Source organism: Undibacterium sp. GW821-FHT11H02, assembly GCF_058808015.1.
Map to the genome: position 1 here is coordinate 40,129 of NZ_JBXARG010000018.1, position 23,015 is coordinate 63,143.

Annotated in this window: 21 protein-coding genes; 2 read left to right on the forward strand and 19 right to left on the reverse strand. The window is 45.3% G+C overall.

Going from position 1 to position 23,015, the window contains the following annotated elements; all coding sequences use genetic code 11:
• Positions 1–40: 40 nt before the first annotated feature.
• Positions 41–2,200 carry an AsmA family protein gene (locus AC1RR2_RS16520; protein WP_493223370.1) on the forward strand — a complete coding sequence of 720 codons (2,160 nt, stop codon included), beginning with the start codon at positions 41–43 and terminating at the stop codon, positions 2,198–2,200.
• 93 nt (positions 2,201–2,293) lie between these two features.
• Here the strand turns inward: AC1RR2_RS16520 and AC1RR2_RS16525 are convergent, their stop codons facing one another.
• The 7 genes from AC1RR2_RS16525 to AC1RR2_RS16555 form a co-directional block, all read right to left on the reverse strand.
• Positions 2,294–3,046 (reverse strand): hypothetical protein, encoded by a 753-nt coding sequence (locus AC1RR2_RS16525; protein WP_493223371.1) that lies wholly within the window; start codon positions 3,044–3,046, stop codon positions 2,294–2,296.
• 509 nt (positions 3,047–3,555) lie between these two features.
• Entirely contained in the window at positions 3,556–6,564 is a 3,009-nt protein-coding gene (locus AC1RR2_RS16530) for a TonB-dependent receptor (RefSeq protein ID WP_493223372.1), read from the reverse strand.
• 365 nt (positions 6,565–6,929) lie between these two features.
• A complete protein-coding gene (locus AC1RR2_RS16535) occupies positions 6,930–7,322 on the reverse strand; it encodes an NUDIX domain-containing protein (protein ID WP_493223373.1) in 393 nt (130 codons plus the stop codon).
• A gap of 28 nt (positions 7,323–7,350) precedes the next feature.
• Complete coding sequence (locus tag AC1RR2_RS16540; protein ID WP_493223374.1) at positions 7,351–8,223, reverse strand: ATP-binding protein; 873 nt, start codon at positions 8,221–8,223, stop codon at positions 7,351–7,353.
• A 391-nt stretch (positions 8,224–8,614) separates the two neighbouring features.
• A complete protein-coding gene (gene argJ / locus AC1RR2_RS16545; RefSeq protein ID WP_493223375.1) occupies positions 8,615–9,853 on the reverse strand; it encodes a bifunctional glutamate N-acetyltransferase/amino-acid acetyltransferase ArgJ in 1,239 nt (412 codons plus the stop codon).
• A gap of 501 nt (positions 9,854–10,354) precedes the next feature.
• Positions 10,355–10,684: a hypothetical protein gene (locus tag AC1RR2_RS16550; RefSeq protein WP_493223376.1), complete on the reverse strand. Its 330-nt coding sequence runs from the start codon at positions 10,682–10,684 to the stop codon at positions 10,355–10,357.
• Between the two features lie 97 nt (positions 10,685–10,781).
• A complete protein-coding gene (locus AC1RR2_RS16555; protein WP_493223377.1) occupies positions 10,782–11,819 on the reverse strand; it encodes a CsgG/HfaB family protein in 1,038 nt (345 codons plus the stop codon).
• A gap of 867 nt (positions 11,820–12,686) precedes the next feature.
• Here AC1RR2_RS16555 and AC1RR2_RS16560 point away from each other — a divergent pair.
• Positions 12,687–13,178 (forward strand): DUF4124 domain-containing protein, encoded by a 492-nt coding sequence (locus AC1RR2_RS16560; RefSeq protein WP_493223378.1) that lies wholly within the window; start codon positions 12,687–12,689, stop codon positions 13,176–13,178.
• A 137-nt stretch (positions 13,179–13,315) separates the two neighbouring features.
• Here the strand turns inward: AC1RR2_RS16560 and AC1RR2_RS16565 are convergent, their stop codons facing one another.
• The 12 genes from AC1RR2_RS16565 to AC1RR2_RS16620 form a co-directional block, all read right to left on the reverse strand.
• Positions 13,316–13,780, reverse strand: a complete 465-nt coding sequence (locus AC1RR2_RS16565; protein ID WP_493223379.1) for a hypothetical protein — start codon at positions 13,778–13,780, stop codon at positions 13,316–13,318.
• Positions 13,781–13,879: 99 nt separating this feature from the next.
• Positions 13,880–14,533, reverse strand: coding sequence for a DUF2625 domain-containing protein (locus tag AC1RR2_RS16570; RefSeq protein ID WP_493223380.1), 654 nt, complete (start codon positions 14,531–14,533; stop codon positions 13,880–13,882).
• A 493-nt stretch (positions 14,534–15,026) separates the two neighbouring features.
• On the reverse strand, positions 15,027–15,452 hold the full coding sequence (locus tag AC1RR2_RS16575) for a GNAT family N-acetyltransferase (protein WP_493223381.1): 426 nt from the start codon (positions 15,450–15,452) through the stop codon (positions 15,027–15,029).
• Positions 15,453–16,352: 900 nt separating this feature from the next.
• Positions 16,353–16,724: a hypothetical protein gene (locus AC1RR2_RS16580; protein WP_493223382.1), complete on the reverse strand. Its 372-nt coding sequence runs from the start codon at positions 16,722–16,724 to the stop codon at positions 16,353–16,355.
• Between the two features lie 119 nt (positions 16,725–16,843).
• Positions 16,844–17,125 (reverse strand): hypothetical protein, encoded by a 282-nt coding sequence (locus AC1RR2_RS16585; protein WP_493223383.1) that lies wholly within the window; start codon positions 17,123–17,125, stop codon positions 16,844–16,846.
• A 150-nt stretch (positions 17,126–17,275) separates the two neighbouring features.
• Positions 17,276–17,755: a hypothetical protein gene (locus AC1RR2_RS16590; protein ID WP_493223384.1), complete on the reverse strand. Its 480-nt coding sequence runs from the start codon at positions 17,753–17,755 to the stop codon at positions 17,276–17,278.
• A gap of 28 nt (positions 17,756–17,783) precedes the next feature.
• Entirely contained in the window at positions 17,784–18,344 is a 561-nt protein-coding gene (locus AC1RR2_RS16595; RefSeq protein WP_493223385.1) for a P-loop nucleotide/nucleoside kinase family protein, read from the reverse strand.
• A 198-nt stretch (positions 18,345–18,542) separates the two neighbouring features.
• The gene (locus AC1RR2_RS16600) at positions 18,543–20,096 is read right to left on the reverse strand and encodes a transposase (RefSeq protein WP_493223386.1); all 1,554 of its coding nucleotides are present in this window, start codon (positions 20,094–20,096) and stop codon (positions 18,543–18,545) included.
• 157 nt (positions 20,097–20,253) lie between these two features.
• Positions 20,254–21,186 (reverse strand): DUF2971 domain-containing protein, encoded by a 933-nt coding sequence (locus AC1RR2_RS16605; RefSeq protein WP_493223387.1) that lies wholly within the window; start codon positions 21,184–21,186, stop codon positions 20,254–20,256.
• Positions 21,187–21,327: 141 nt separating this feature from the next.
• Positions 21,328–21,582: a hypothetical protein gene (locus AC1RR2_RS16610; protein ID WP_493223388.1), complete on the reverse strand. Its 255-nt coding sequence runs from the start codon at positions 21,580–21,582 to the stop codon at positions 21,328–21,330.
• A gap of 149 nt (positions 21,583–21,731) precedes the next feature.
• Positions 21,732–22,040 carry a hypothetical protein gene (locus AC1RR2_RS16615; protein WP_493223389.1) on the reverse strand — a complete coding sequence of 103 codons (309 nt, stop codon included), beginning with the start codon at positions 22,038–22,040 and terminating at the stop codon, positions 21,732–21,734.
• A 504-nt stretch (positions 22,041–22,544) separates the two neighbouring features.
• Positions 22,545–22,970, reverse strand: coding sequence for a hypothetical protein (locus AC1RR2_RS16620; protein ID WP_493223390.1), 426 nt, complete (start codon positions 22,968–22,970; stop codon positions 22,545–22,547).
• Positions 22,971–23,015: the final 45 nt, after the last annotated feature.

A 23,015-nucleotide genomic window follows, 5' to 3' on the forward strand; every position in this document is an offset into this window, starting at 1 on the left:
AACGCTGTGATCCACTCCGCTTTTTTATCAGGAAACCGTCATGACTAAGCCGCTCAAAATTCTTGTTATTGTCCTATCCGCCATCGTATTGATAATTGGCCTGGGGATTGCCTACCTCAGTTTTGTCTTTGACCCCAATCAATTCAAAGCTCAACTAATTGAATTAGTCAAAGAGAAGAAGCACAGAACTCTCGTCATCGATGGCAATATTCAACTCAATTTTTTTCCAAAGCTAGGCGTGAGTTTGGAAAAAATTCGCCTCTCCGAATTTGAATCGCCGACCCAATTTGCTCATCTGGACAAAGCCCAGGTTTCACTGGCTTTAATGCCACTGTTTCAAAAACAAATCGTGGTCGATAAAATTTCCTTGCATGGTTTGCAGTTGCGTTATCAACGCGATGCACAAGGCAAGTCGAACATAGATGATTTGTTGGCAAAAGAACCGTCTGAGTATCAAACGAAAACCGATACTAGCGACACCAAGCAAATGCGTTTCGACATTGAAGGTATCGACATCGCCAACTCACAATTCGAAATTGACGATCAAAAAGCGGCGTTAAAAGGCAGCATCAAAGATTTGAATTTGAGTACAGGAAAAATTGCTGACAAGAAGAAAACGCCTATCAAGTTCAGTGCGGCGTTCAACTTTCAACAACCAAAAGCGGAAGCAAAAATCGACCTGAACACGCAACTCAGTTTTGACATGACGCAAAAAAGCCTAGACCTACAAGATTTCAAAACCCAGATCGCAGGCAAGCTAGGCAAGGACACGCTAGAAGTTCTACTTGAAACCGCGGCCTTAAGCTGGCACGCGGAGCACAGCAAAAGCGAGCAAATCAAACTCAATGCAAAGCTCAAAGGCGCGCAGGAATCGGCTGCCAATATCGTACTGAATAAATTTTCGCTACAGGATAAACAATTAAGCATCGCTGAAGTGCAAGTGCAGGCGGAGAGCAAACAAGACGGAGCATCCAAGCAGTTAGAATTAAAATCACCGGTCTCTATGGATCTGAACACGCAATTATTAAAGCTGCAGCAGCTAGCGATACAAATCAAAATCAACGATCCTAAATTAGCCCAAACCGCGATAGCAATCCCCATCACAGGTCACGCTTCAGTCAATCTGAAAGAGAAAAATCTAGACAGCGTGCTCGATGCAAAATTCGACGAAACACAATTGCATACGTCTTTGCAGGTACAAAATTTTTCTGCGCCCGCGATCAATTTTAAGGTCGATATCGACAAACTCAATCTGGATCGCTATATCAAGCCGACAGCAGAACCGTCTAAGACCTCGGAGAGCAAAGAAGAAGATTTAAATCTTACCGGACTCAAGGCACTCAATTTGAATGGTGTGGTCAGAATTGGCGCCTTGCAAGTCAAAAACCTGCATATCAATCAAGTCAATTTACCCATCAAAGCGGCGCAAGGAGAGATCAGTATGAATGGCTTGCAGGCGCAACTGTATCAGGGCGAAGTCGCGGGCAATCTTCGTTTTGATGTGGATGGCAATCATTTGCAGGTACAACAAAAATTGAGCAATATCCAGATCAGTCCTCTGCTGATGGATTTTATGAGTAAAGACATCATTGAAGGTCGCGGCAACTTGAGTTTGCAGATTAATACGCATGCAAAACGTGTGTCGCAATTCAAAGAAAACTTAAATGGCACGATCAGTACCCAATTATTGGATGGTGCAGTCAAGGGTATTAATCTGGCCAAATCTTTGCGCGACTTCAAGGCCAAAATCTTAAACAAAACAGACCAACAACAAGGCGCGAATAAAAATGAGAAAACCGATTTCTCCGCCCTATCTGCCTCGATTAATTTTGTTGATGGCGTAGGTAACAGTGATGATCTGGATATGAAATCACCATTCCTGCGTGTCGGCGGCAAAGGCAAAGTCGATCTGCGCGCCAACCACCTCGACTACACCGCCAAAGTCACCGTCGTCAATACCGCAACAGGACAAGATGGTAGCGATTTATCGCAACTCAAAGACATCAGCATTCCGGTACGTATCAGCGGCCCATTCGACAAATTGTCCTACCAATTGCAGTTCGCCCAAATCGGTAGCGAAGCCTTGAAATCGGCATTCAAAGCAAAAGCTGCACCGGCATTGGAAGAGAAGAAAAAAGAATTGAAAGAGAAGGTGAATGAACAGTTGAAAGATAAGTTGAAAGGTCTGTTCAGTAAGTAAAACTTACCGACTATTAAAACTTACTCACTATTGTTCTGAGCTCCTTCGAATAACGATCACATCACTAATTACTTGCCAGGTCACTGGCAAGTTTTATGGTTGACTAACATTATCAATGCGACCAAATTTCACTAAAACGCTGTCCTCTAAGTCTTTGTTCCATAATGGTAAAGAAAATCGCTCATAAGAATTGACTTTATTAAATAACTTTTGCTTCGCCGTGTCGAAAGAAATCGTATCAACACCATAGGGAGCATAAAATCCCACGTCAACCGTTCGTGAGTTACAGGGGTTGCCAGAGGCCAGCAAGTTAACATAGGTGCTAAATACTATCGAAACGTCTTGCTTCTCAATCGCCCATCTGACCTGGCATTCCAAACGAAAATCACCGAAGCGTTTGGTATTCAGAGGCAAATTGGCACTCTTGACGTAAGGTCGAATCAGAAACTGTCCCTTGGGTATGTTCAATATCAAATCATATTCATCATCACTTTTGGTTTCAATAAAAGGTAGTTTGAATTGACCTGAAGAATCAACTGGAATATCGACCGATACCTCATCACTTGCCAGCCTCATTTTTAGCTCGCGTAAATTCGCCGATTTAGACTTAGGAATCAAGATAAAAAATAACTCGGACTCTGGCGCGAGGCTACGTTGATCATTGTAAACTTTCAGGCCTTTAAGTAATTGAGAATAGGAACGCAGTTCTGGATCTCTTAAGGCTGAAATTTTGATCTGATCCATGCTTTCCTTTGATTTGTCAGCATCGACAACATCTTGGGCCAATGTAGGAGCGAGAACAAAAAAGCAACTACAAACAAAGAAACTTAATGGTTTAACTAACATTTTCACCTTTCTGGTATTGGAGATCGAGAACTAAGATTTGCACTTTCTCAGTGTCTTTCTACTTGGCGTATGGACACAAAAAAATAACGCCATGGTGGACAATACAAAAATCGAAATACCACTTCACCGTCCATTTTGGAGTTACACCTTGAAGTAACTTCACTACATCTGTGTCTTTTGTTGGAATAAAGTTTATTAATGCAATCACAATGGAAATATCGGCAGCATACCGGATACTATTGTATTTAGGTGTAGCACGAATTAATAGAATATAAAATAAAAATTTGAGAACTGGATCCGCTAGCGGATATCGCGAATTTATCGACGCGAGCACATTCTATTTACTCAGAACAAACCCGAAAAACAAACTCAAGGGTCTGTTCGAGCGTTAATACGGTGCACAACAAATCCGCTGCCATTGAATTAAAAAAGGCTTATCTCTCACGAGATAAGCCTTTTTCTATGCTACTTTTTACCTAAGGTCAGCAGCACTTCAGCTGTGTATGTCATCAAAAGTTATAACGTGCAGTCACACGCAAAGAACGTGGTGTTTGGAAGCCCGTTGGTGACTGATAATTTTGATTAAAACGCCCAGGTGGCGTCTTACTCGTGCTACGACTATAGTCACTACGCTCAGACCATTCTTGCACAGTGCGCGTGTCAAAAACGTTGACGAGCGAGAATTGCACTGTCAACAAATGATTACCAAATTTTTGATTATAGTTCAATGATAAATCTAACTGAGTTGTCCACGGTGTACGAGGACCCGAGCCACGTGGATGCAATTCACTCACGCCATCTTTATTCAAACAATAGTAACTAGAAGCACTGCCATAGGCACCAGAGCCGCCGCTGGTGGTACCGCCTGCACCTAGATAATCAGGCACGGTAGTTGGTACATAACCGAGACAACTTGTTGCACGGCCTGAGGTGATACGAGAATTCAAGCCACCAGTCCAAGTATCATTCAGTTTGTACGAACCATACAGCTTAAACTGATGACGACGATCGTTTGGCAGATAGCCATAGGCGCCGTCAGTGAATGAGCCAAAGTCAAAATCTTGAGTGATACCCGCATCAGTTTGATTTAAATTTGACTGTACATAGCCTTCTGCGGTACCTCGACTCTTAGACCAAACATAAGATGCGCCCGCCATCCAATTTCCATCAAAAGGACGATCCAAAGTGAACTCAAACGCGTCGTAGTCACGTTCATATTTTGCCAAACCCAAATACTTCGCCGGAATTGTGCCACGTACTAATTTACCGTCACCATTTAAGTCCATAGCTAAAGTCAAATCCTCACCTGGATTCATCAGCACACAACCAGCTAAAGACTTGTAATTGAACTTACTATAGCCTTGATCCTTGGCCCACGCCGCTATCTGTGCCGTGCCACAATAATCATCCATACCAGCGTTGATACGATTCTTGGTGTACTTCACGCCATAGGCTAATGATTTACTGATGGCTTGCTGAAAACCTAAAATAATTTCGTCTTTATTCATTGGCTTCAAGTTAGGATCTGATACCGTAGCAGGATTCGGTAAACGTTCAGAACCATTAATAATGGCCTGGCCGATTTCAGTTAAACCAGTCGGAACCGCAGTCTTAGGATCCTTTCCCGAGAAGGTATAGAATTTTTGTTCGGTGTAGGCGATCTGTGTGCCGCGAATATTCGTATTTGATGCAACCGGAATGTAATAGCGTCCCGCATTCGCATAGACCTTCAACGAAGAATCGCCTAACACGTTCCATGACACACCCAAGCGCGGTGCAAACAAATTCTTCTTCTCTGCAAATGACACGCCATCTGCATTCTTATTGACAAAGGATTCCCAACGCATACCGCCTGTCAAACGCAAATTACTTGTTGCCTGCCAAGTATCTTCCAAGTATTTTGCATCATTCAAAACTGTGTAGATACCGGAAGAACTGTAGCCGTAAGAAACTGATACATATTCCCCTCCTTTTGCGACGACGTTAGGAATGCCGTTCACGGCGCCGTTGGATGAAAAAGCGTATGCATAAGTCTTGCCACCAGAACTATTGACGGAGCCAGATTGAGCCGAGACAAATTTTTGGTTATCCAGACCAGCACGTAGGGTGTGGTTTCCCCAATTATATTCAAGATCAAAACGGGTATTTCTGCGCTTGTCAAAATTTTCACCAAAATTAGGATCGCGAGTGCTTACAGTTGGAAATGCATAACATCCTTGACGCTGCCCGCTAGTGGGCCCGGTAACAGCAGGGCAACTAGGATCATAGGGACGTGAGGCACCTGCGCCTTTTGTTAATCCATAATACCCATTAGTACCACCTGTCAAAATAGAGACGGCGAAGTCATCGGTTATAGATCCTGTGTACTTACCGATGAATACCGTCGACAAATTATCATTAGTACTGATACGCGGATCGCCCAGATGACCAATGACATAATTCTGTCCTGTCGGATGTAACCAGCTATAGCTGCGTGAATAGCTATGATTGGAAATTGCTGTCCCTTCCAAACGATGATCGCCACTGATCACGTAATCGATTTTTAACATGCCGTTTGGTCGACCCGAATCCGCCGCACTACTCGAGGTCTTGCCGTATGAATCGGAGCGACTACGTTGTTGCGTTACCATCCCCCAGACGAACAACTTATCTTTGATAATCGGACCGCCTAAGTTGGCATTCACTTCGGTTGATTGACTCGTATTATCTCGAGAAAAAATGAAATAGCCATTAGGGTTATCCAGCACTTCCTTATCGGCAGTGTTCAGGCCCTTAGCACTAAAGTTAGCGGGTGAATAGATGACCGATGCGCCCCCCTTCCAAGTATTCGTACCACGTTTCGTGGTTAAGCCAATGACACCGCCCAATGAACGTCCATATTCAGCACTATAGCCACCAGTTTTAATCTGTTGCTGCTCAATTGCATCGAACGGCAAGCTAGCGAAAGTCAGGAAATTTCGGATATTCGTGACATCCATACCGTTGATGTAGTAACCGTTTTCAGCGATGGATGCACCGGCTACTGAAGGTAAGTTCGCCAAGCCGGCATCACCTTGCACGGTTCCCGGCGCCAGCATCGCTACTGCGGTCGCGCTGCGAGGGATAGGCATGGATTGAATTTCCGCCTGAGTAAAGACCGTATTCGACTCTGAACTAGATACGTCGATTGGGCTACGAGTACGCGAACCGGTAATGACGACTGAGGTGCTTTCTAATTTCACCTCGGTACCAGTACCAATCGTGACTTCAACTTCTCGCGTCACACTACCTGAGGTGATTTTATATTTGCCCGGTGCGACTTTGCTGAAGGTAAAGCTAGCGTCGGCATTTGCTTCAATATGACGAACACTACCATTTTCCACATTTTCTAAGGTAATTTTGGCTTTCGGCGTTGGCGCTCTACCAAAAATTGAACCTTCTGAACTTTGCGCCAAAGCAACTGTCGCGAAGCACATACTGATCGCCAATGCAATCACCGATTTTCTGGCAAAGCTGGCATTTTTATTATTGTGTTTCATTGTGACCCTTTCTTGTGTTTATTATAAAAACTCATATTTGTAAAAATATTTACAAATATGAATTTAATATACTAATCAGCAATAAGTGGTCAAACAAGCGAAATACTAGCTTTTATCACTATATTTTCAGTATACAAATTAAGTATCGCCTTGTAGCAACAATAAAAATTTAACGTCCTTGAATTATTTTTAATGAAGCACTTTTAACTATGAATAAATAAAACTTTTTAGACTAAAAGTTGTCAGCTCGATTCAAGCTAGAAACGAGTAAAAATATGTCTTTCTGGTAATTTTATTTCACATAAATATAAAATTTGATGACAAGGGCGATTGTTGCCCTAAGGCCTGTTGGACAAAAGAAGCGACTAGCGCAATTGAGCTATGTAGTCTAAAAGCGGGATAGTCGCTGGCAACAATGGCTCAACTCCCACTGTTCCTTGCCAAGCAAAGGCTTGGCCCTCCAGACTTTGCGGTTCTCCTGACCATACGCGTGAAATGTAAAAATGTAAGCGCACGTGGGCATGCGGATAAATATGCTCGACCCCGCACCATGGCTCAGCGCTGATGATTTGCACCCCTAGTTCTTCCATGAATTCTCGCTTAAGTGCATCGAGAATTGCTTCGCCTTCTTCTACTTTACCCCCAGGAAATTCCCAATAGCCAGCGTAAGGTTTTCCTTCCGGTCGCTGTCCTAATAAGACATCGCCATTGGCTTTCATCAAAATGCCGACAGCGACATTAACAGGGCTTGCGCTCATGATTTTAGTTCTCGCAGATAAAAGGAAACTAGTTATTGCGCCCAGCATAATCGCGCGCAAACTGCCACGCCACGCGACCTGAACGCGAACCACGTTGTAGCGCCCAGCGCAAAGCGTCGGCGCGGGCGGCGCTGATCTGCTCCGGGGTACAAGAATAGCTCGCTAACCAGTGTGCGACGATATCGAGATAATCGTCTTGTTTGAATGGATAAAACGAGACCCATAAACCAAAGCGTTCGGATAAAGAGATTTTTTCTTCTACCGTCTCACCTGGATGCAAATCGCCATCTTCATCGTGGGTATAGCTCGCGTTATCCGACATGCGTTCAGGCATTAAGTGGCGACGATTCGAAGTCGCATAGATCAGGACATTGTCGGATTGGGAGGCGATGCTGCCATCTAAGGCGACTTTCAATGCTTTGTAACCGGCTTCTCCTTCTTCAAAGGAAAGGTCGTCGCAGAACAGAATAAATTTTTCAGGACGATCCGCGATCAAATCGATGATGTCAGGCAGATCGGTCATGTCAGCTTTGTCCACTTCAATCAGACGCAAACCCTGATCCGCGAATTGATTTAAACATGCTTTGATTAAAGACGATTTACCCGTGCCACGAGCACCGGTCAACAGCACATTATTGGCTCGTTTGCCTTGCACGAACTGCAGTGTGTTTTGCTCGATTAATTGTTTCTGCGGCGCGATGTGTTGCAAGTCTTTGAGCATTAAAGCACTACGGTGTTTAACGATTTGCAGATAGCCTTGAGCGCCACGCGCGCCACCTTTGCGCCAACGCATCGCGGTCGCCAAATGCCAGTCAGGTGTTGGCATCGCTGGTGGCAAATACGCTTCCAAGCGGCTTAATAACAGCTCGGCACGATTTAAGAATTGATCTAATTGGGACATAGAAATTTAGAATTCAGTGTTAGCACCGCAAATCTCGTAGTGCAGGAAAAACGCGCTACGCTAGATCATCGAGTGTCTGAGCGGCGCGGGTTGCATCTCATAGGCGCTAAGCAAATGCCCAAAACCACTAAGCACAGGTAAGCAGCATGCTGCGCACCAGAGATTGAGAGAATACACAGAGAAAAAATTTTCTGTGTGAATTGGGAGAATTTAGCTATCTCTTGCCTTTCTCGATGTCTCTGTGTCTCTGTGTTGAGAGGCTTTAGTTTTTCTTTTCGATTTTGCTTAGCGTTGATGGGCTTGCACCCGTCCTACAATAGGCTGCCACTCTTATTAGTGTGATCAGGGACGCCCAGTTTTGTTAAGTGCATGCTCTTCCGAGTCGCGCAAATTAAGAACGATAGTCGGCGTTAATCGACACATACTCATGCGACAAATCACAAGTCCACACTGTCGTTCTAGCCATGCCGCGCGCCAGTTTAACGCGGATCGTGATTTCACTTTGCTTCATCACACGCTGACCATCGGCTTCTTGATAATCGGGATTACGTCCGCCGTTTTTGGCAACCCAAACATCGTCGAGATAGAGATTCAATTTGCCGACTTCGAGATCGTTAACACCGGCATAACCTATCGCTGCCAAGATACGTCCCAGATTTGGATCGGAGGCGAAGAACGCTGTTTTGACTAAAGGCGAATGCGCGATGGAATAAGCAATCTTGCGGCACTCTTCCACATCGCGACCTTCTTCAACTACGACGCTGATAAACTTAGTTGCGCCCTCACCGTCACGGATAATCATGTGTGCCAGCTTTTGCGACAAGGCAATGACCGCTTCCGACAAGGCCTTGTATTCTGGCGTATCAAGTTCATTGATTTCCAATGCCGAGGTACCAGTGGCGATCAGCATGAAAGAATCATTGGTGGATGTGTCGCCATCTATCGTGATGCAATTAAACGATTGATCCGCCGCTTTTTTGACCAAGTGATCGAGCACCGGCTGCGACACTTTTGCGTCCAGTGCCAAATAACCAAGCATGGTCGCCATATTCGGCTTGATCATGCCTGCGCCTTTGCTGATCCCTGTCATCGTGACGGGAATACCATTAATAACCACCACGCTGGATGCGGCCTTAGGCTGAGTATCCGTGGTCATAATGGCTTCTGCTGCAGCAAACCAATTGTCTTCATTGAGGCTGGCAATTGCTGCTGGCAGACCTGCGATCAGACGATCCACGGGTAATTGTTCCAAAATCACGCCCGTAGAGAAGGGCAAAATCTGTGCGGCCTCGCAACCCAGATACTCGGCCAGCGCCGCGCACGTTGCATTTGCTGCGGCCAAACCAGCGTCGCCGGTACCTGCATTGGCATTACCTGTATTGACCACCAAAGCGCGGATAGGGCCGAGCGCCATATGCGGGCTTTCCAAATGAGCTTTGCAGACTTGTACTGGCGCTGCGCAAAAACGGTTAGTAGTAAACACACCAGCCACCGTGGCACTAGGCGCTAATTTCATCACCAATAAATCTTTACGATTCGCTTTACGGATACCAGCTTGAGCGTAGCCTAGCTCTATACCTTTTACAGGTTTCAGATCGCTAGCAACAGGGAGAGGAGAATTAACGGCCATAGTGCGTATCCATGTAGAGTGAAAGTGGAGATGGAAAGAATAAGGCGATATTGTAGGATATTTTGACGGTCATTTTCTTCGGGAAACACTATTTCCCACTAAAAACTCATAAACCCGGCATTCATTTCCTCAAATGCGACTTGGGCCTGTCAGCCTAGCTGGGTGCTTTGAAAAGAAAGGCATGCGTCTGACTACCACGGCGAGCGCCGGCATTGTTGACAATTAATTCCTAAGGCCGTAGATGATGGGCTTAACCGTAATGCAGGTTAGCTAACATGAATTTGAAATCGGGTGAAAAATAGACTGCTCGAATTCAATACGGTGGCTTTGGACAAAAAATCAAAACCTCTCAACTCAGAAGCACTGGGGCGCCGAGTAGCGTAGAGAAAAGCAACAAAATTCTGCTTTTCTCTGCGGATCTCGGCGTCTTTGCATCTCTGCGTTAAGAGGTTTTAAGGTACGATTGACGATCTTCTTTGTCTAACTGAACGCCATTAGAGCTTACCAGGCAATTGTAATTGTGCATTTAAGGGGTGGATAGCTGCAACTCACGGTAACTGTCACACGCTCCGCCGTTGCCCCGCCACCGGTTGGCACTAACATGCTCTCTGCGGCTTTGCGAGCACGATCCACTTTCATCTGCACATCTTTAGGTAAGGACTCGGCACGCATCGCCTGCCCTTTGTCATCCACAATCTTGACGTCCACCGCCGATGCGCCAGCACGCGCTTGCGCTGGTGCCATACTCGATTTACCGACCTGTGCCGTGCCAAGGCCAGAGAATCCTAATAAAAGTACGAAACAAGAAACTACTGCGAAATTCTTTTTCATGGTGATACACCCCTTTTAGTAAAAGTTGAAAAACCTTACTACTCACTTCACTACTGCACTACCCACCGCACAAAATCTACTTAGCAATGGATTCCCTTTATTCAAATTTGACGATATCGCCGCGTGCGGGTGGATCACCGCTTACGACGTTGGCAATCGAGACTTTTTCATTCACTGTTTGCAGTTTGATGGTGCCCACATTTGCCATCAAAACCTCGAGCACGACGCCAGTATCTGGGTCGGTGAGGACTTTCCCTTTACGATAAACATGGAGCACCGTACCCACTTGCAGGTTCTGCGCACGACCTGCGCTGACATACACTTTTCCCCCATCAAAGTCGGACACCGTACTTGACCATGGCAATTTCGCCATCCCCAAAATAATTTGTTTTACTGCCGCATTGATGGCTGACTCGGCCGCCGCCCCCAAGGGGGTATTTTTGAAAGTATTTGCACCAACATTTGCCCCTGTCTGATTATTGGTGGCAGTCACGTTTGCACTGGTTGAATTAGCGCTGCCTGTTGCCTTGGAAGTCGCGACGATTTGTCCGGTACTGGTGTCAATAATGCGCAGACTAAATTCCACGATGGCTTTTTGGTCGCTGACACCAGCCGAACCGCCCAATAATCGGCCAAATGGAATCCCTATCTGCAAATCACCACCGCTCGCATTCGCTTCGAACTTAGTCACGGTTGCCCTTACTACCGCACTGGCACCTAACATGCGCCCGGTTTGCGCTGCGGTTGCCGCCGTGCTAGAGCCATTCTTTCCTAAATCTTGTTCAAGTTGAATATCGTCTAAAGCAACACGTTCTAGCACCACAAAGGCACCGCTACGAAGCAAGGCGTCAACCAACATGGCATTGAGTCCTTCATTGGTGGTGCCAACAGCCCGCATGCTGCCGTACATCGCCTCGACCGCACCAACGACATCGACGAACACGGATTTCTTGGGTCCTAAATACGTATCTGGCGACGAACTTGTTGCCGTGCTTTGCTGCGCGTTTTGCTGGACACTTGTACTAGCCTGCATTGCGTGGCCCGTTACAGCAGCATTTGCCACACCAGCTATTGCGCCACTAAAAAAGAGACTGACTAAAACATCTGCGACCCTACGTTTACCCAGTATTTTCATTGAGCGCCTCTGAAGTACAAAATTCAAAAAAATGACCCACTAGCCAGAGCTTAATGTGTACTGCTTAGCAAATGAGCATTCGAAAAATTAAAGCGGACAAACGATATTAGAAGACAAAAAAACCGCTAGGTATTCAAAGAGGTAATACGTGTTCGAGAAGGCTTCCGTCATTTAGTGCGTGCAAACAGAAGCCGCCTAAATTTGCTGATTTAAAAAACCAAATTAGCGCATCCAAAAAAATCGTCAATATGAAAGATATTGAGACTTCGGCATTAAAGAGTAGAGAAACCCGGGCATTCGGCCCCGACTGATTTCCGGAGATTTCTGGATGTTATACGGCTTAATTTTGGCACGCAAGTTCTTCCCGACTAACGGCGGGTGTCAGTTTTGACCGGTAAAAAGAATCACTACTTGCTTGCTGCCTACACTTAAAATGCAAAAAATTGCGTTAAAAAATTTTACCGAAATGGCAATTTACTACCTTTCCGCAATGCGATTGAAATATAATTTAATAAATCATTCATGCAATTTTCTTTATGTTGTAAGGCTGATGCAAAATTGTGCTGGTCTGTGTCTGTTTTGCCCTAAGCCCTATTTTGAAGACTTACTAGCAAACTGATAAGCCTTCGATACACCAAGAGAACCTGACCGTTGCGCGACTGTATATGCCGCCCTCATCAGGCACTGAAAAGCGGAGTCGCATACATACAAACTGGGTCAAACATGAACCAGCCGTCCAGCTTTCCAATCGGGCAAAAACGCAATCAAAGCGAGCTCGCATACCATGTTTGAATTTCCGATGACGCTATGTGATCCTCATTTTTACTTGAAACACTGACACTGAAAAAAATCTTAGATAAAACTACTATGCACAAACTTGCTATGTTACTGACTTTGATCTGCTGCCAAATCGATGCCCAAGAAGTCTATAAGTGGAAAGATGAAAACGGCAAAATCCATTATGGCGATCGCGCAAAAGCACCGGCCACCAGCAAAAAAGCCGAGATCAAAGTCTTAGCACCCGCCACGATTCCGACAAGGCCAGAAAGTACAAGTCCCAAAGCCGATTTGGGTAACGCGAAAACGACCACGGTAGCGCGCCCACCCAAAACTGATGAAAACAGAGGATCCACGCCAGTAGATCCATCACGAGTAGCGCCACGCTGCCAAGGTATCGTCGATGAAATCGCTAAAGTACCGCCCGGCACACCATGGATGGGATTAGCACAAGAGTTCGGAAGAACCTGCCCGGGACTGACTTATGAATGCATCACATCGAAATCGCGTCCCGAGACCAACAAATGCAATTGGGTTGAAAAGATAGGGAATACTATAACGAATACAAAACATTTTGAATGAAAGTCTCACCACTTGGAGAGTGTCGAAATGAGGCTGAGCAAACAGCAAAAGTACGTTGATCAAATTCAAGCGCGGCGTTATCAAAACTGAGCTCTGATCTTTAGCATTTGCCGCCGAGGTTTACTCCCACTGCTTGGCTATACTCCGCTTTGTTCATACGCCGCCATCAACATTTCGATATGCACACGTTCGACTTCCGGGATGGGGAATGTGAGATCACCTGCGATACCCTTCAGCAGGTAATACTCAGTTTCATTTCGAATAGCACTGCGTTTCAGCAGCTTTTGGTACTTCGACCAGTAGCGCCGACGAACTTCTGAGAATGTGAGTAAGCCATTCGCTGCTAGTGAGGAATCAACACTTTGAAGTTCTGCACCACTGAGTTCCGCATATTGTTCAACCTTGTCGTGAATAGCCTGCCTCAAACCTTGAAGCGCCTTTGACAAGCCATATTTCTCCGCGATTCGATCAACGGCATTGGCAGGATGACCCGCGTCCTCAGGCGACATGCAGCAGGGAAACAGATGGCGTTCCCAATAGATAAAGAAAGCGCGTAATTCCACCCACTCACGTTGTCGCTCTGGTGACATTTGACGAGCCATAACTTTCAGTCTCCTTGGGTATGACGTTTGAATTGAAGGGCAGTCCGCTTGCGGGACGTCCAGCACAAGCCGAAGGCTGGAGCAGCTTTAACACGAAGGTTAGGTTTCTTGACCATTGACCTTGGTTGCCAACTCTACATTCGCCGCAAATTGCTCGCTGACAGGAATGCCTGTACGACGGCTTGTTTGAACCGACCCTTGCTCCGTCCAGAGGAATGGGTAGAAATTAAAGCATTGATCTCCATGCAAATGTTTTGCATCAGACTGCCAATTTGTCCAACGCAAATTGGCATAAAACTTTTCTAAATTTGGGCTTAATGACCACTTGAGAAATTCGCTGTACCCGATGCCAAGTTCCTCCCAAACCAATGTGTCAGGCGCCCAGTAATACATTGCACCGGTATCTCCACCTAGCCCCCCTGAATTAATTGCAAAAAAGCCGCCGACCACATCATCGGCCACTAGCAGAAAGCCAGAGGCCCGGTCTCTATTCCAACCAGTAATTGTTCGTTCTAGCTTAGGATTGCCTGAACCTAAAACTCTAAGCCAACCGTTATCAATCAAAAGGCCACCTGTCTCAAATGCAATTGTCCCCATTGGCGAGCGAGTGGTGATCTGCAATTCCAGGAGTACAGAAGCGCGCGCTTCTGAGGGAGGTAACACTTCACAAGACAGCGGTGAATGCTCAATCCATTCAAGGACGAGAGGAAGTGCTGGCTCATGGACATTGATCAGTTCGGAGAGTACGCGCATAGAAATCTAACGAACTACGTTTACCCGCCGCACCGGAAACGCAAAAATAAGAATCCGCGATCATTGCGGCGGATAAACCTTGTTGAACTGAACCGAAGCGAGTCGGTTGATTAAGAGGATTGTATGCGAATTGATCGCTTGATTGCTAGTAAATTAGCAAAGGATTCTTTAACTTGTGATGCGCTTTGTGTGATCGGATGATAGGCGATACTTTTTGTCTTCCTGCGTGAAGGTACTTTACCTGTATTTTGGGCTTGAGCACGAAGCAGCCCGAAGCGTCCATAAGCTCGTAGGAGCGATTAGTGCAAGGTAATCGCAGGTATGTTTGATGTCTTTATCTATCAATGGAATCCTCATAAACATCCTTGTTAGGTGATCGACAAAGTGCAGCGGTCATCATGCATTCTTCGATTCAATTTTTAAGATCCATGTGTGCGATTAGCTTGCTGTGATCGTACCTACGGCCCTGCTACGACTCGCCGAACAAAAATATTTAGAACTCTAAAACCATGTGATGGCAATTAAGCTGAAAGCCTTTTCCCAAATACACACGATGCGCGGCATGACGCGTATATCCTGTATCTAAATGAACGGCATTACAAGCGGAAGATTTGGCGTATTCGATTAACCAATTCAATAAAGAATCTGCAAAACCATTCCCTCTCGCATTGGGTAAGGTTGTCAGATCGTCGATATAAAGAATTTTTCCCCACGCTAAAAATTCACAAAACCTAAAGCCCGCAGCACTTTTAATAATGCCATTTTGACGGAGTGCGAGAATTTTGTATGACTGACTTTCTTGCCTTCTAATCTGAGCAAGAAAGTCTTCAAAATTCAGCTTTGGCCTTAACTCTTTAAATGCAGGAAAACATGAATTAATGTCTTCATCAGAGTTTGCAATAAAAATCTCAATTTCCAATGGAACCGCCCTTTTGTTTGTTGAACGTTACAGTGATGTGCGCTGCGTGTTGCAGCATGCACGAAGAATGGACAATTGCATGGCGTCGATATCGACTATCTTGTTAGGTCTCACTGACAACGAACATAGTACTTGCAGACGCGGCATAATACCCTTATCCGGATTGATGATGCTGTTTGAGTTGAGCTGCGTCATCCGCTGGCATGCTCCACGTACTGTGGCATTTACAGCCTTCGATTGGGCAGCTAATCCAGCCCTCAGTGGGCGGACGCGATGTAGCGAATAGACGATGCTCTGCCCAAGGGTGACCACAGCTCTGACAAAGGCCACTCTTGGGACTGTCACCATGGACTCGGACGCCGATTGCCTCTGCATCCCCGATTCTCGCACTGATTGGATCGCTCATCTGTGAGACCTATGCCCGCGCTAAACGGGACTGCGCGCAACTCGACGTAACAGAAAAGCTAATGATTAACCACATGCTGAACGTTGAGGCGCCTATATGCTCAGTGTTATGCCAGAACGATAATTGACAAACCATTAGTTGAGTCTCCTGAGTACTTGGTTGAGAAGCGGAAGGCGAACTTCGCGAATATCGGAATTACTTTTAAATTCTTCAATTTGTCGAAGTTCCAGCAAATAACGATCCCAAAACGAATTCCATTTCTTCACTTTTTTCGGTGCTGGCACATGTAACTTCCAATGAACCCGCACACATTCTCGTCGACAAAGCGGACAGAAAAATGCATCAATATTCTGATCCTTTCTTTGCAACTTCCGACAGTGTAGGCAAGCAAATGTCCGATTACTCATAAGGCATAACGTTGAGATGTCGGGATCGTCAAGACGTTCATAAATTTATGCGAAATAGTCATTGGCGATTCTCCGTCGATTGACTTGTTAAACAACTTCGTGCCAAGCATGACTACACCAATGGCATTGTTTTGCGCGCGGCGTACGTACGATCCGCTCACAGTTTGGGCAACGATTGATAAATACTTGATCAGTGTGCTCTCTTAAAACTCGGTCACGAACTCTTTCGCGAAAAATATCAACACCGTTACTTAGCGCTGTAACCACCTCGGGATCGTTTTCTGCGCCCCACTTATTTCGCAACATTTCAGCCATTTTTGGACTCGAAGCAACGTTAGCCTTATCTTCAGCGAGGACGGCTTTTACGCCCAATTGCTCTAGCCGAGAAAATAGATGCTGATAATTATTCCAGATATACTGCGTAAGAGTGTCACCGTCGTTGTAGTCGAACTTATTCATATGATTAACTCTTAGCTAAACGGAAATCCGCATACAGCACATAAACCGAAAAGAAAGTAGTTAATAAACTACCGTAGGTCGAATTGCCAAGATGCGCAGATTCCGAGTTGAGCGCATGGTTAAAACGCTGCACCATGTTTCAACCTTTCACCGTCATCGAAAATAAATTCGTTGCGATCTTTAAAATCAAGAATCCGCATCGACTTATTTGTAGCTAAATTCTTCAAATAATAAACAACGTCCTCCTGATTAAACCAGGTTTTTGCGACGAGTTTAGGTGGAGAACATTGCAAATCAACGACGGCAAATCTGCTCGCGGAGTGGCGATAGAAGCCAGCAGGGATTTCAACCCCCGCAGCTTCACAGTATTCCTTAATGCGATCAGTATATTTTTCTGCCATGTTGTTCTGAGTTTTAACGCCGAGCTAAGCAGCAGTTTTTAAGTTGTAGTTTTGCGGAATACTTTTGCGCAGAAAAACCACAAAACTGCGACTTAAAAACTGTCTAAGGAGCGTAGCGACTGGGGCTTGAGCAACTTGTTAAATTATGTTTTACATGCGAAGCAACACAAATTCTTGTGGTTTAACTATTTCAAATAAATTAGCTTCATTTTCGATAACTTCACCACAACATATTTCGAAGCTATTACCATTTACAAAAATTTGTAGCCCTACCAATTGTTTCGTTTCGCTATATATTTCTGTAACTTTTTCAATTCTTCCTGTAGGTAAATTTTCAAGCGTGACGAGACGAATAAAATCACCAGTTTCAGGCTCTGAAAATTCTAACTTCCTTTCAGACTGTACAAGCGAAAGACAATAGTAGTCACAATTTGAATCCATGCCACCTTCAATTATTGCCTTAAAACCCTCACTGAAATTAATTTCAAGTTCCAAGTACTGTTTATATGGAATGGATTCATGTGACCAGATAACACTTGAGGTTTCATCAGGCGAAACAAAAGCCAGTTCAGCACCAATACCGTTATAAATCGTTTTACCTACTAATTGCTCTGGGCTTGTGATAAACATCTTTACATGCTCAAATTTAACGTTTGAATTAACGGGCGCCGCTAGGCGTCCCGTTGAATGAATGGCTAGCCATCGGTTCATCGCTGAAAGTAGACGGTACGTATTCAATCTTGTACTCATCGCGTTCAAGTTCGTCCGATGGCTCCCACATATTGCTAGCTATCTCAAAGATGTGATCTGGGACGATCATGGAAAACGTAGGCCCGCGATTTGAATTACGATGGTGGACACGGGCACGTCGTATTTCTCTTGGTGCATCAAGTTCATACATTACTAGGCTATAGCCTTCGTCAATGACCTTACGACAGAAGTCAATTCGCGGCTGCCGCTGTATGAGACCAAGCTCGAGAATTACGTCTGATCCAGAAGCTAGAACGATTTTGCTGTGGGCCCAGATGAGCCCCAAAAGGCGCTCTTTTCGACCGATGTACCAAGGGATGAAGTCACTCTCCGGTCGATCTGGACTAAACAGTTTTGCGAACCATTCATCAAGAGCAATATGCACGCCGCCAGTGCGGGCGGCGAGCGAACCGGAAAACGTCGACTTTCCCGCTCCCACGGGGCCTTCAACTATTCGAACTATGGGCATGTTGGAAATCTCGGGTGATGGCTAACGAAGCTGTATAAAAACCCCATTCGCCAGCAACAAAGCCAGCAAGCAATGGGAGTTTTCAGCAAATAAATTGGAGTGAAATTTCATTCAGCGAGTGTGCCGCACAATTGGTTTAAATGGCAAGCTTTTTATGCTTCTCTTCGCGGTTTAAAGCATCTTCAAGACTAGTTATACTTATCGCCTCACCCCGTAACCACAATGCGCCAGTTTTTCGATGTTATGTACCAAGCAGAATAGATTCCACTGCGTGTCAACTTTGATTTGGCTACGTAAAGTGAATCGGTCTAGCCCTTTGTTGTATCGCAGATTGCCAAACACCGGCTCGACAGTACCCATCCGTTCGCTATACTTTCGTCGGCCTTCGGGGCTATCGATCTCACGTTTCATCTTCTCGATCAAGGTCACCGGAAGCGCTTGTTCTTTGATCAGAAACGAGACTTGTCTCACCTCGGTTTTATCAGGTGTACGTAGACATCTTTCGCGTTGTGTGCAGCTCGTGCAGTTGGCTTTGTTACCTGTGAATCTGTGATATATCCTGCCGCCGATAGTGCATCGACTACCGTTGCTGTATAGCGCTTTTCCGGCAGGACAAATGCACCTGTTATGGTTCGCATCAAGGATAAAATCTTTAGGTAGATAGCGATGTTTTGCTGGCGCAGCTTTGAGTTGTTCTGCAGCCTTGGTCTTATCGGCAATGGGATCGGGCAATGATTTGTATTTGTGTTGTCCTTTAAATTTCTCATCACGTTTGCGCATCAATCCATCGGCAATTAATGCGGGTATGTTGGCTTCGTGCAGCGCGCGCACATTGTCTTCGCTGTGGTACCCAGCGTCGGCAGTGATCAGTGTTTCGCTGTTCCGAATGGCATCGGTGGCGCGGACCATCGGCAATAAGGTGCTTTGTTCACTACCCGATCCATGCGCTTTGGCGGCGACAATAATTTGATGTTGACTATCAACCGCTGCTACTGCGGTATAGCCTTGGATCACTCCTTTGGCAGTGGCCATTTTAGCGCTGTCATTGTCCGTGACATTGCTTTTGAGTTCTTTGCCTTTCGCGTTCTTGCGCTCTGCGTTGGCGGCAATAAAATCGCGAATTCGTTTGGCTTCTTTTTGATATTTGTCGATGCGGCGTTGATCTGCTTGACGTTCTTGCTGCGCATTCACGGTATTACTTTGCAGGTCACGAGCTTGGTGAGCTTTGAGCAAAGTCGAGACTGCTTTCTCCATCCGCGCGGCATCATGGGCTAGTTCAGCGTGGGTGCCACTGCGATGTTTGGAAGCGTTGCTCGGCAACTTCACACCGTCAATGGCGAACATCTGACGGCCTATCAAACCCTGTGCATCACAGGTAAGTAAGACTTGGGTAAATACATCGTGAATCTCTGCGGCGAGCTCACGCACAAATTTGGCGATGGTTGTAAATTGCGGTGCGCTGTCGCCCGATATCGCCATGAATAACACATTCTCACGGCAAGCTCTTTCGATGGCGCGACTGGAAACCATGCCGCGACTGTAGGCGAGCAAGGCGATCTTGATTAGAAGCGACGATGCATACGCAGGTGCGCCAGTGTCATCATTTTTGTATTGGACATCAAAGCGGGTGAGATCAAGTTCATGATCAATCAGATAGTCAAGTGCATATTCAAAACTACCTGCCATCAATTGTGCGTCGAGCACGACGGGAATGAACTTAGGATTACGATCAATGTGTTTGTAACGTGCCATCTGCATCTCCGAATTGGGTGACTAGAGATGGAACGTTTACCTGCTTAATTCGTTTACCTGTTTTTGGATTTGTTTGGACTTTTTATACAGCCTCAACGTTGGAAATCAGACGTCCGCTTTAGCGGGTCGGCTGCATTGACTTGTTAGATGGTGGCGGCTATCTATATGGCGCATCTGACGATGTGATAGTAAGGTTAGAGTAGCCCAATCCACCCAAATACAGCATCAGATTACCGGGGTTGCTATGATTCTTTGGTCCCATCACGATTTCTGCTATTGGATTATCATTGTCCTTTCTTCGAAATGGCATATCCAAGTAGGCGCACAAGTGATTGTCTCGTACTTGGAAACCAACAGGCTCGCCTTCAACGTTGTCTCCATGCTCAGTTACACCGCCAGAATCAATAAAGCGCATGCCCGCTTCACTGGTCTCAATGTTTACAGCGTGAATGCATCGAACCTCCTTCTCTTTATGAAAGGCTTGATGCTTTAGTGCGACCATGTAATTTCCAAGAAGAACGCAATCATCAAAGAACGTGCCTTTGTCGTTTTCTGGATTTCCATCGCAGTGCATAAATATTACAACTAAAGCGGCCATCATTTCCTTTATTTGCTTCTCTCTTTCATATTCCACAAGGAGAAGGCTTACGGGCATTCCTTTAAGCTTCTTTGCTTTAAAGCCGATCGCAAAGCCACGACCATCATCTGCGTACGCTCTCCACTGGCTAAGGCTATCTCTGTCAAGGGAAAAGCAGGAAATGAATGGGTGAGTAATTAGCTGAACCCTTGAGAGAATTTCATCAACGCTATCAAAAAATGACCTCCCCATTAATGGGATTTCTTCTGGCAAGTTTTTTCTGTTAATAAGGCGGGTCGCTGCCTCTTCGAATGCAGAATAACCCCATCTTGCTTCTTGTGAGTCATTCATCATATTAATGTCTGAAAATCTAATTGTTTTGGACTCCAATATTGCTCGGAGTGTTCCTGCAGAGCAGTAGTGATACAGGATTTGATCTTCATTTGGGTCTATGATTCGACTCAATAGCATTTTTTCAAACTCCTTTGCAATGTCATGTAGATATTTAGCCATCTAACGCAGAGGTAAACGGAATTGCGCAATAAGCACACAACTCGAAGCGAAAATGTTTAACAAAATGTTGACCATCGAGACGGCTATATGCGCAAATTCCGACTTGATCGCCATGTTAAATAAACGCCATAAGTAAGTTATTCAATCTAAGAAGTATGGCAACCAAAAACCAAAATGAGCAACAGTTTTATCTTCCATCGAAAGACCGCACCAAATTTTTATCACCCCACTAATTGATACTACTGCGGCAAGAAAAACTTGATCATTTTGCTTTTCATACAAAAACCAACCGCCCACTCCAAGCATTATGAGCCCAACAAAGAGAAACATAAAGCGTCCACACCTTACCGCTAACGGACTTGGTTTTTCAGCGTCAGTAATTTTGATCTCGCTCATTTATGTACCCAACATTATTTGGTACTCCATCGCTTTCAATTGCGCACGAAATTTGCACTGAAAATATTTAACGCTGAGCTGACAAGATCGCCGCCAGGGGATTAAATAAGAAAGCTATCGTCATTTGCGATTCGCAGTCGAGCGTCGAGTTAAATTGGATTGTGCTCATTGAACCAACCTCGTTTATGTAGAAGAGAAATCGCAGTGCGCATCGCCGCTTCAGTGATCTCGGGAACCACGATCATGAACGGTTCCGCGACAAATGGCAAACCTTGTGCTACTTCCGCCTCTAGATCCTGCGCCAACCGAATTGGATCGTAAAAGAAAAGCGCGTATTTCCGTCCATCTTCTAATTCAATAGTCACACCGTTGTACCACCCCTTACACGGCACTTCAAACGCAACGAGATCCTCGAAAGGTTCGCGAAAGTGGAGCTTAGGAAATATCTTCGAGGTCATTTTTAAATTTAACTAGATATAGAAGGTGAAATGACGGGCGAAAAAGTAGTTTGTCGCATAACACTTCTCATAAAACCTCTCCAAAGCCTGATGAATACTTACTTCATACGAAACACCAACAATTTCAGTAATACTAAAATTCTGCGAAATGCGTCACGAATCAAAGCGACGATTCTATCAAGCTTACTCTACGAGTCAAGAAAACAATATACTTGGAAATGATGACAGCGACGCAGCTCCAAACAAGAACCAGGTGCATAGAAGAGTTGGAGACTAGGAAAAAAAAGCTTGTAGGAGCGATTAGTGCGACGTAGTCGCAGGTGTTTTTGAAGTCTTTATTTATCAGCGGAATCCTCAGAAACATCCGTGTTCGGCGATCGACAAAGTGCAACAATCATCATGCATTTTTCGTTTCGTTTTTAAAGACTCATGCGTGCGAGTACTTTGCACTAATCGCGCCTACGGCCGTGTACTCTGGATCGAATTATTTGGCATCATCGCCCCCTACCTAAAGAGACTTAAAAATAGATCATGGTCAAGAGGCGAACCAAAAGGCCCTTCTTTCTGCAGGTTTACACTGAAGCCTCGACGATTATTACTTGCGATGAATCCAATTAATTCCTGTTCGATATAGATGGCGACTGCCTCGCCATCCTCCGACCATTGAAACCTTACCGCTTCAGCCGCTGGTAATGCACGTTGAGCGGTTTCAGTCACAAAAAACCGAGTAGCTGGCGGAGCGGATTTTTCTTGCGCAAACGCATCCAGATTATCTGGTGCTTCAATCGTATTCAGAAGCCAGCAATCAGCCATCGGACGACTTCCGCCAGACTCCGTAAGGTAACACCAAACGGACGTGCCTTCATCAACCAGCACAACCGCTTTCTTTGAGCTGGCATGGCGCTCGGACAAAAACAGTGACTCAGTCATCGTGATGATTTGAAGTTAGCGAAAAAGACAAAAATCAACACACAG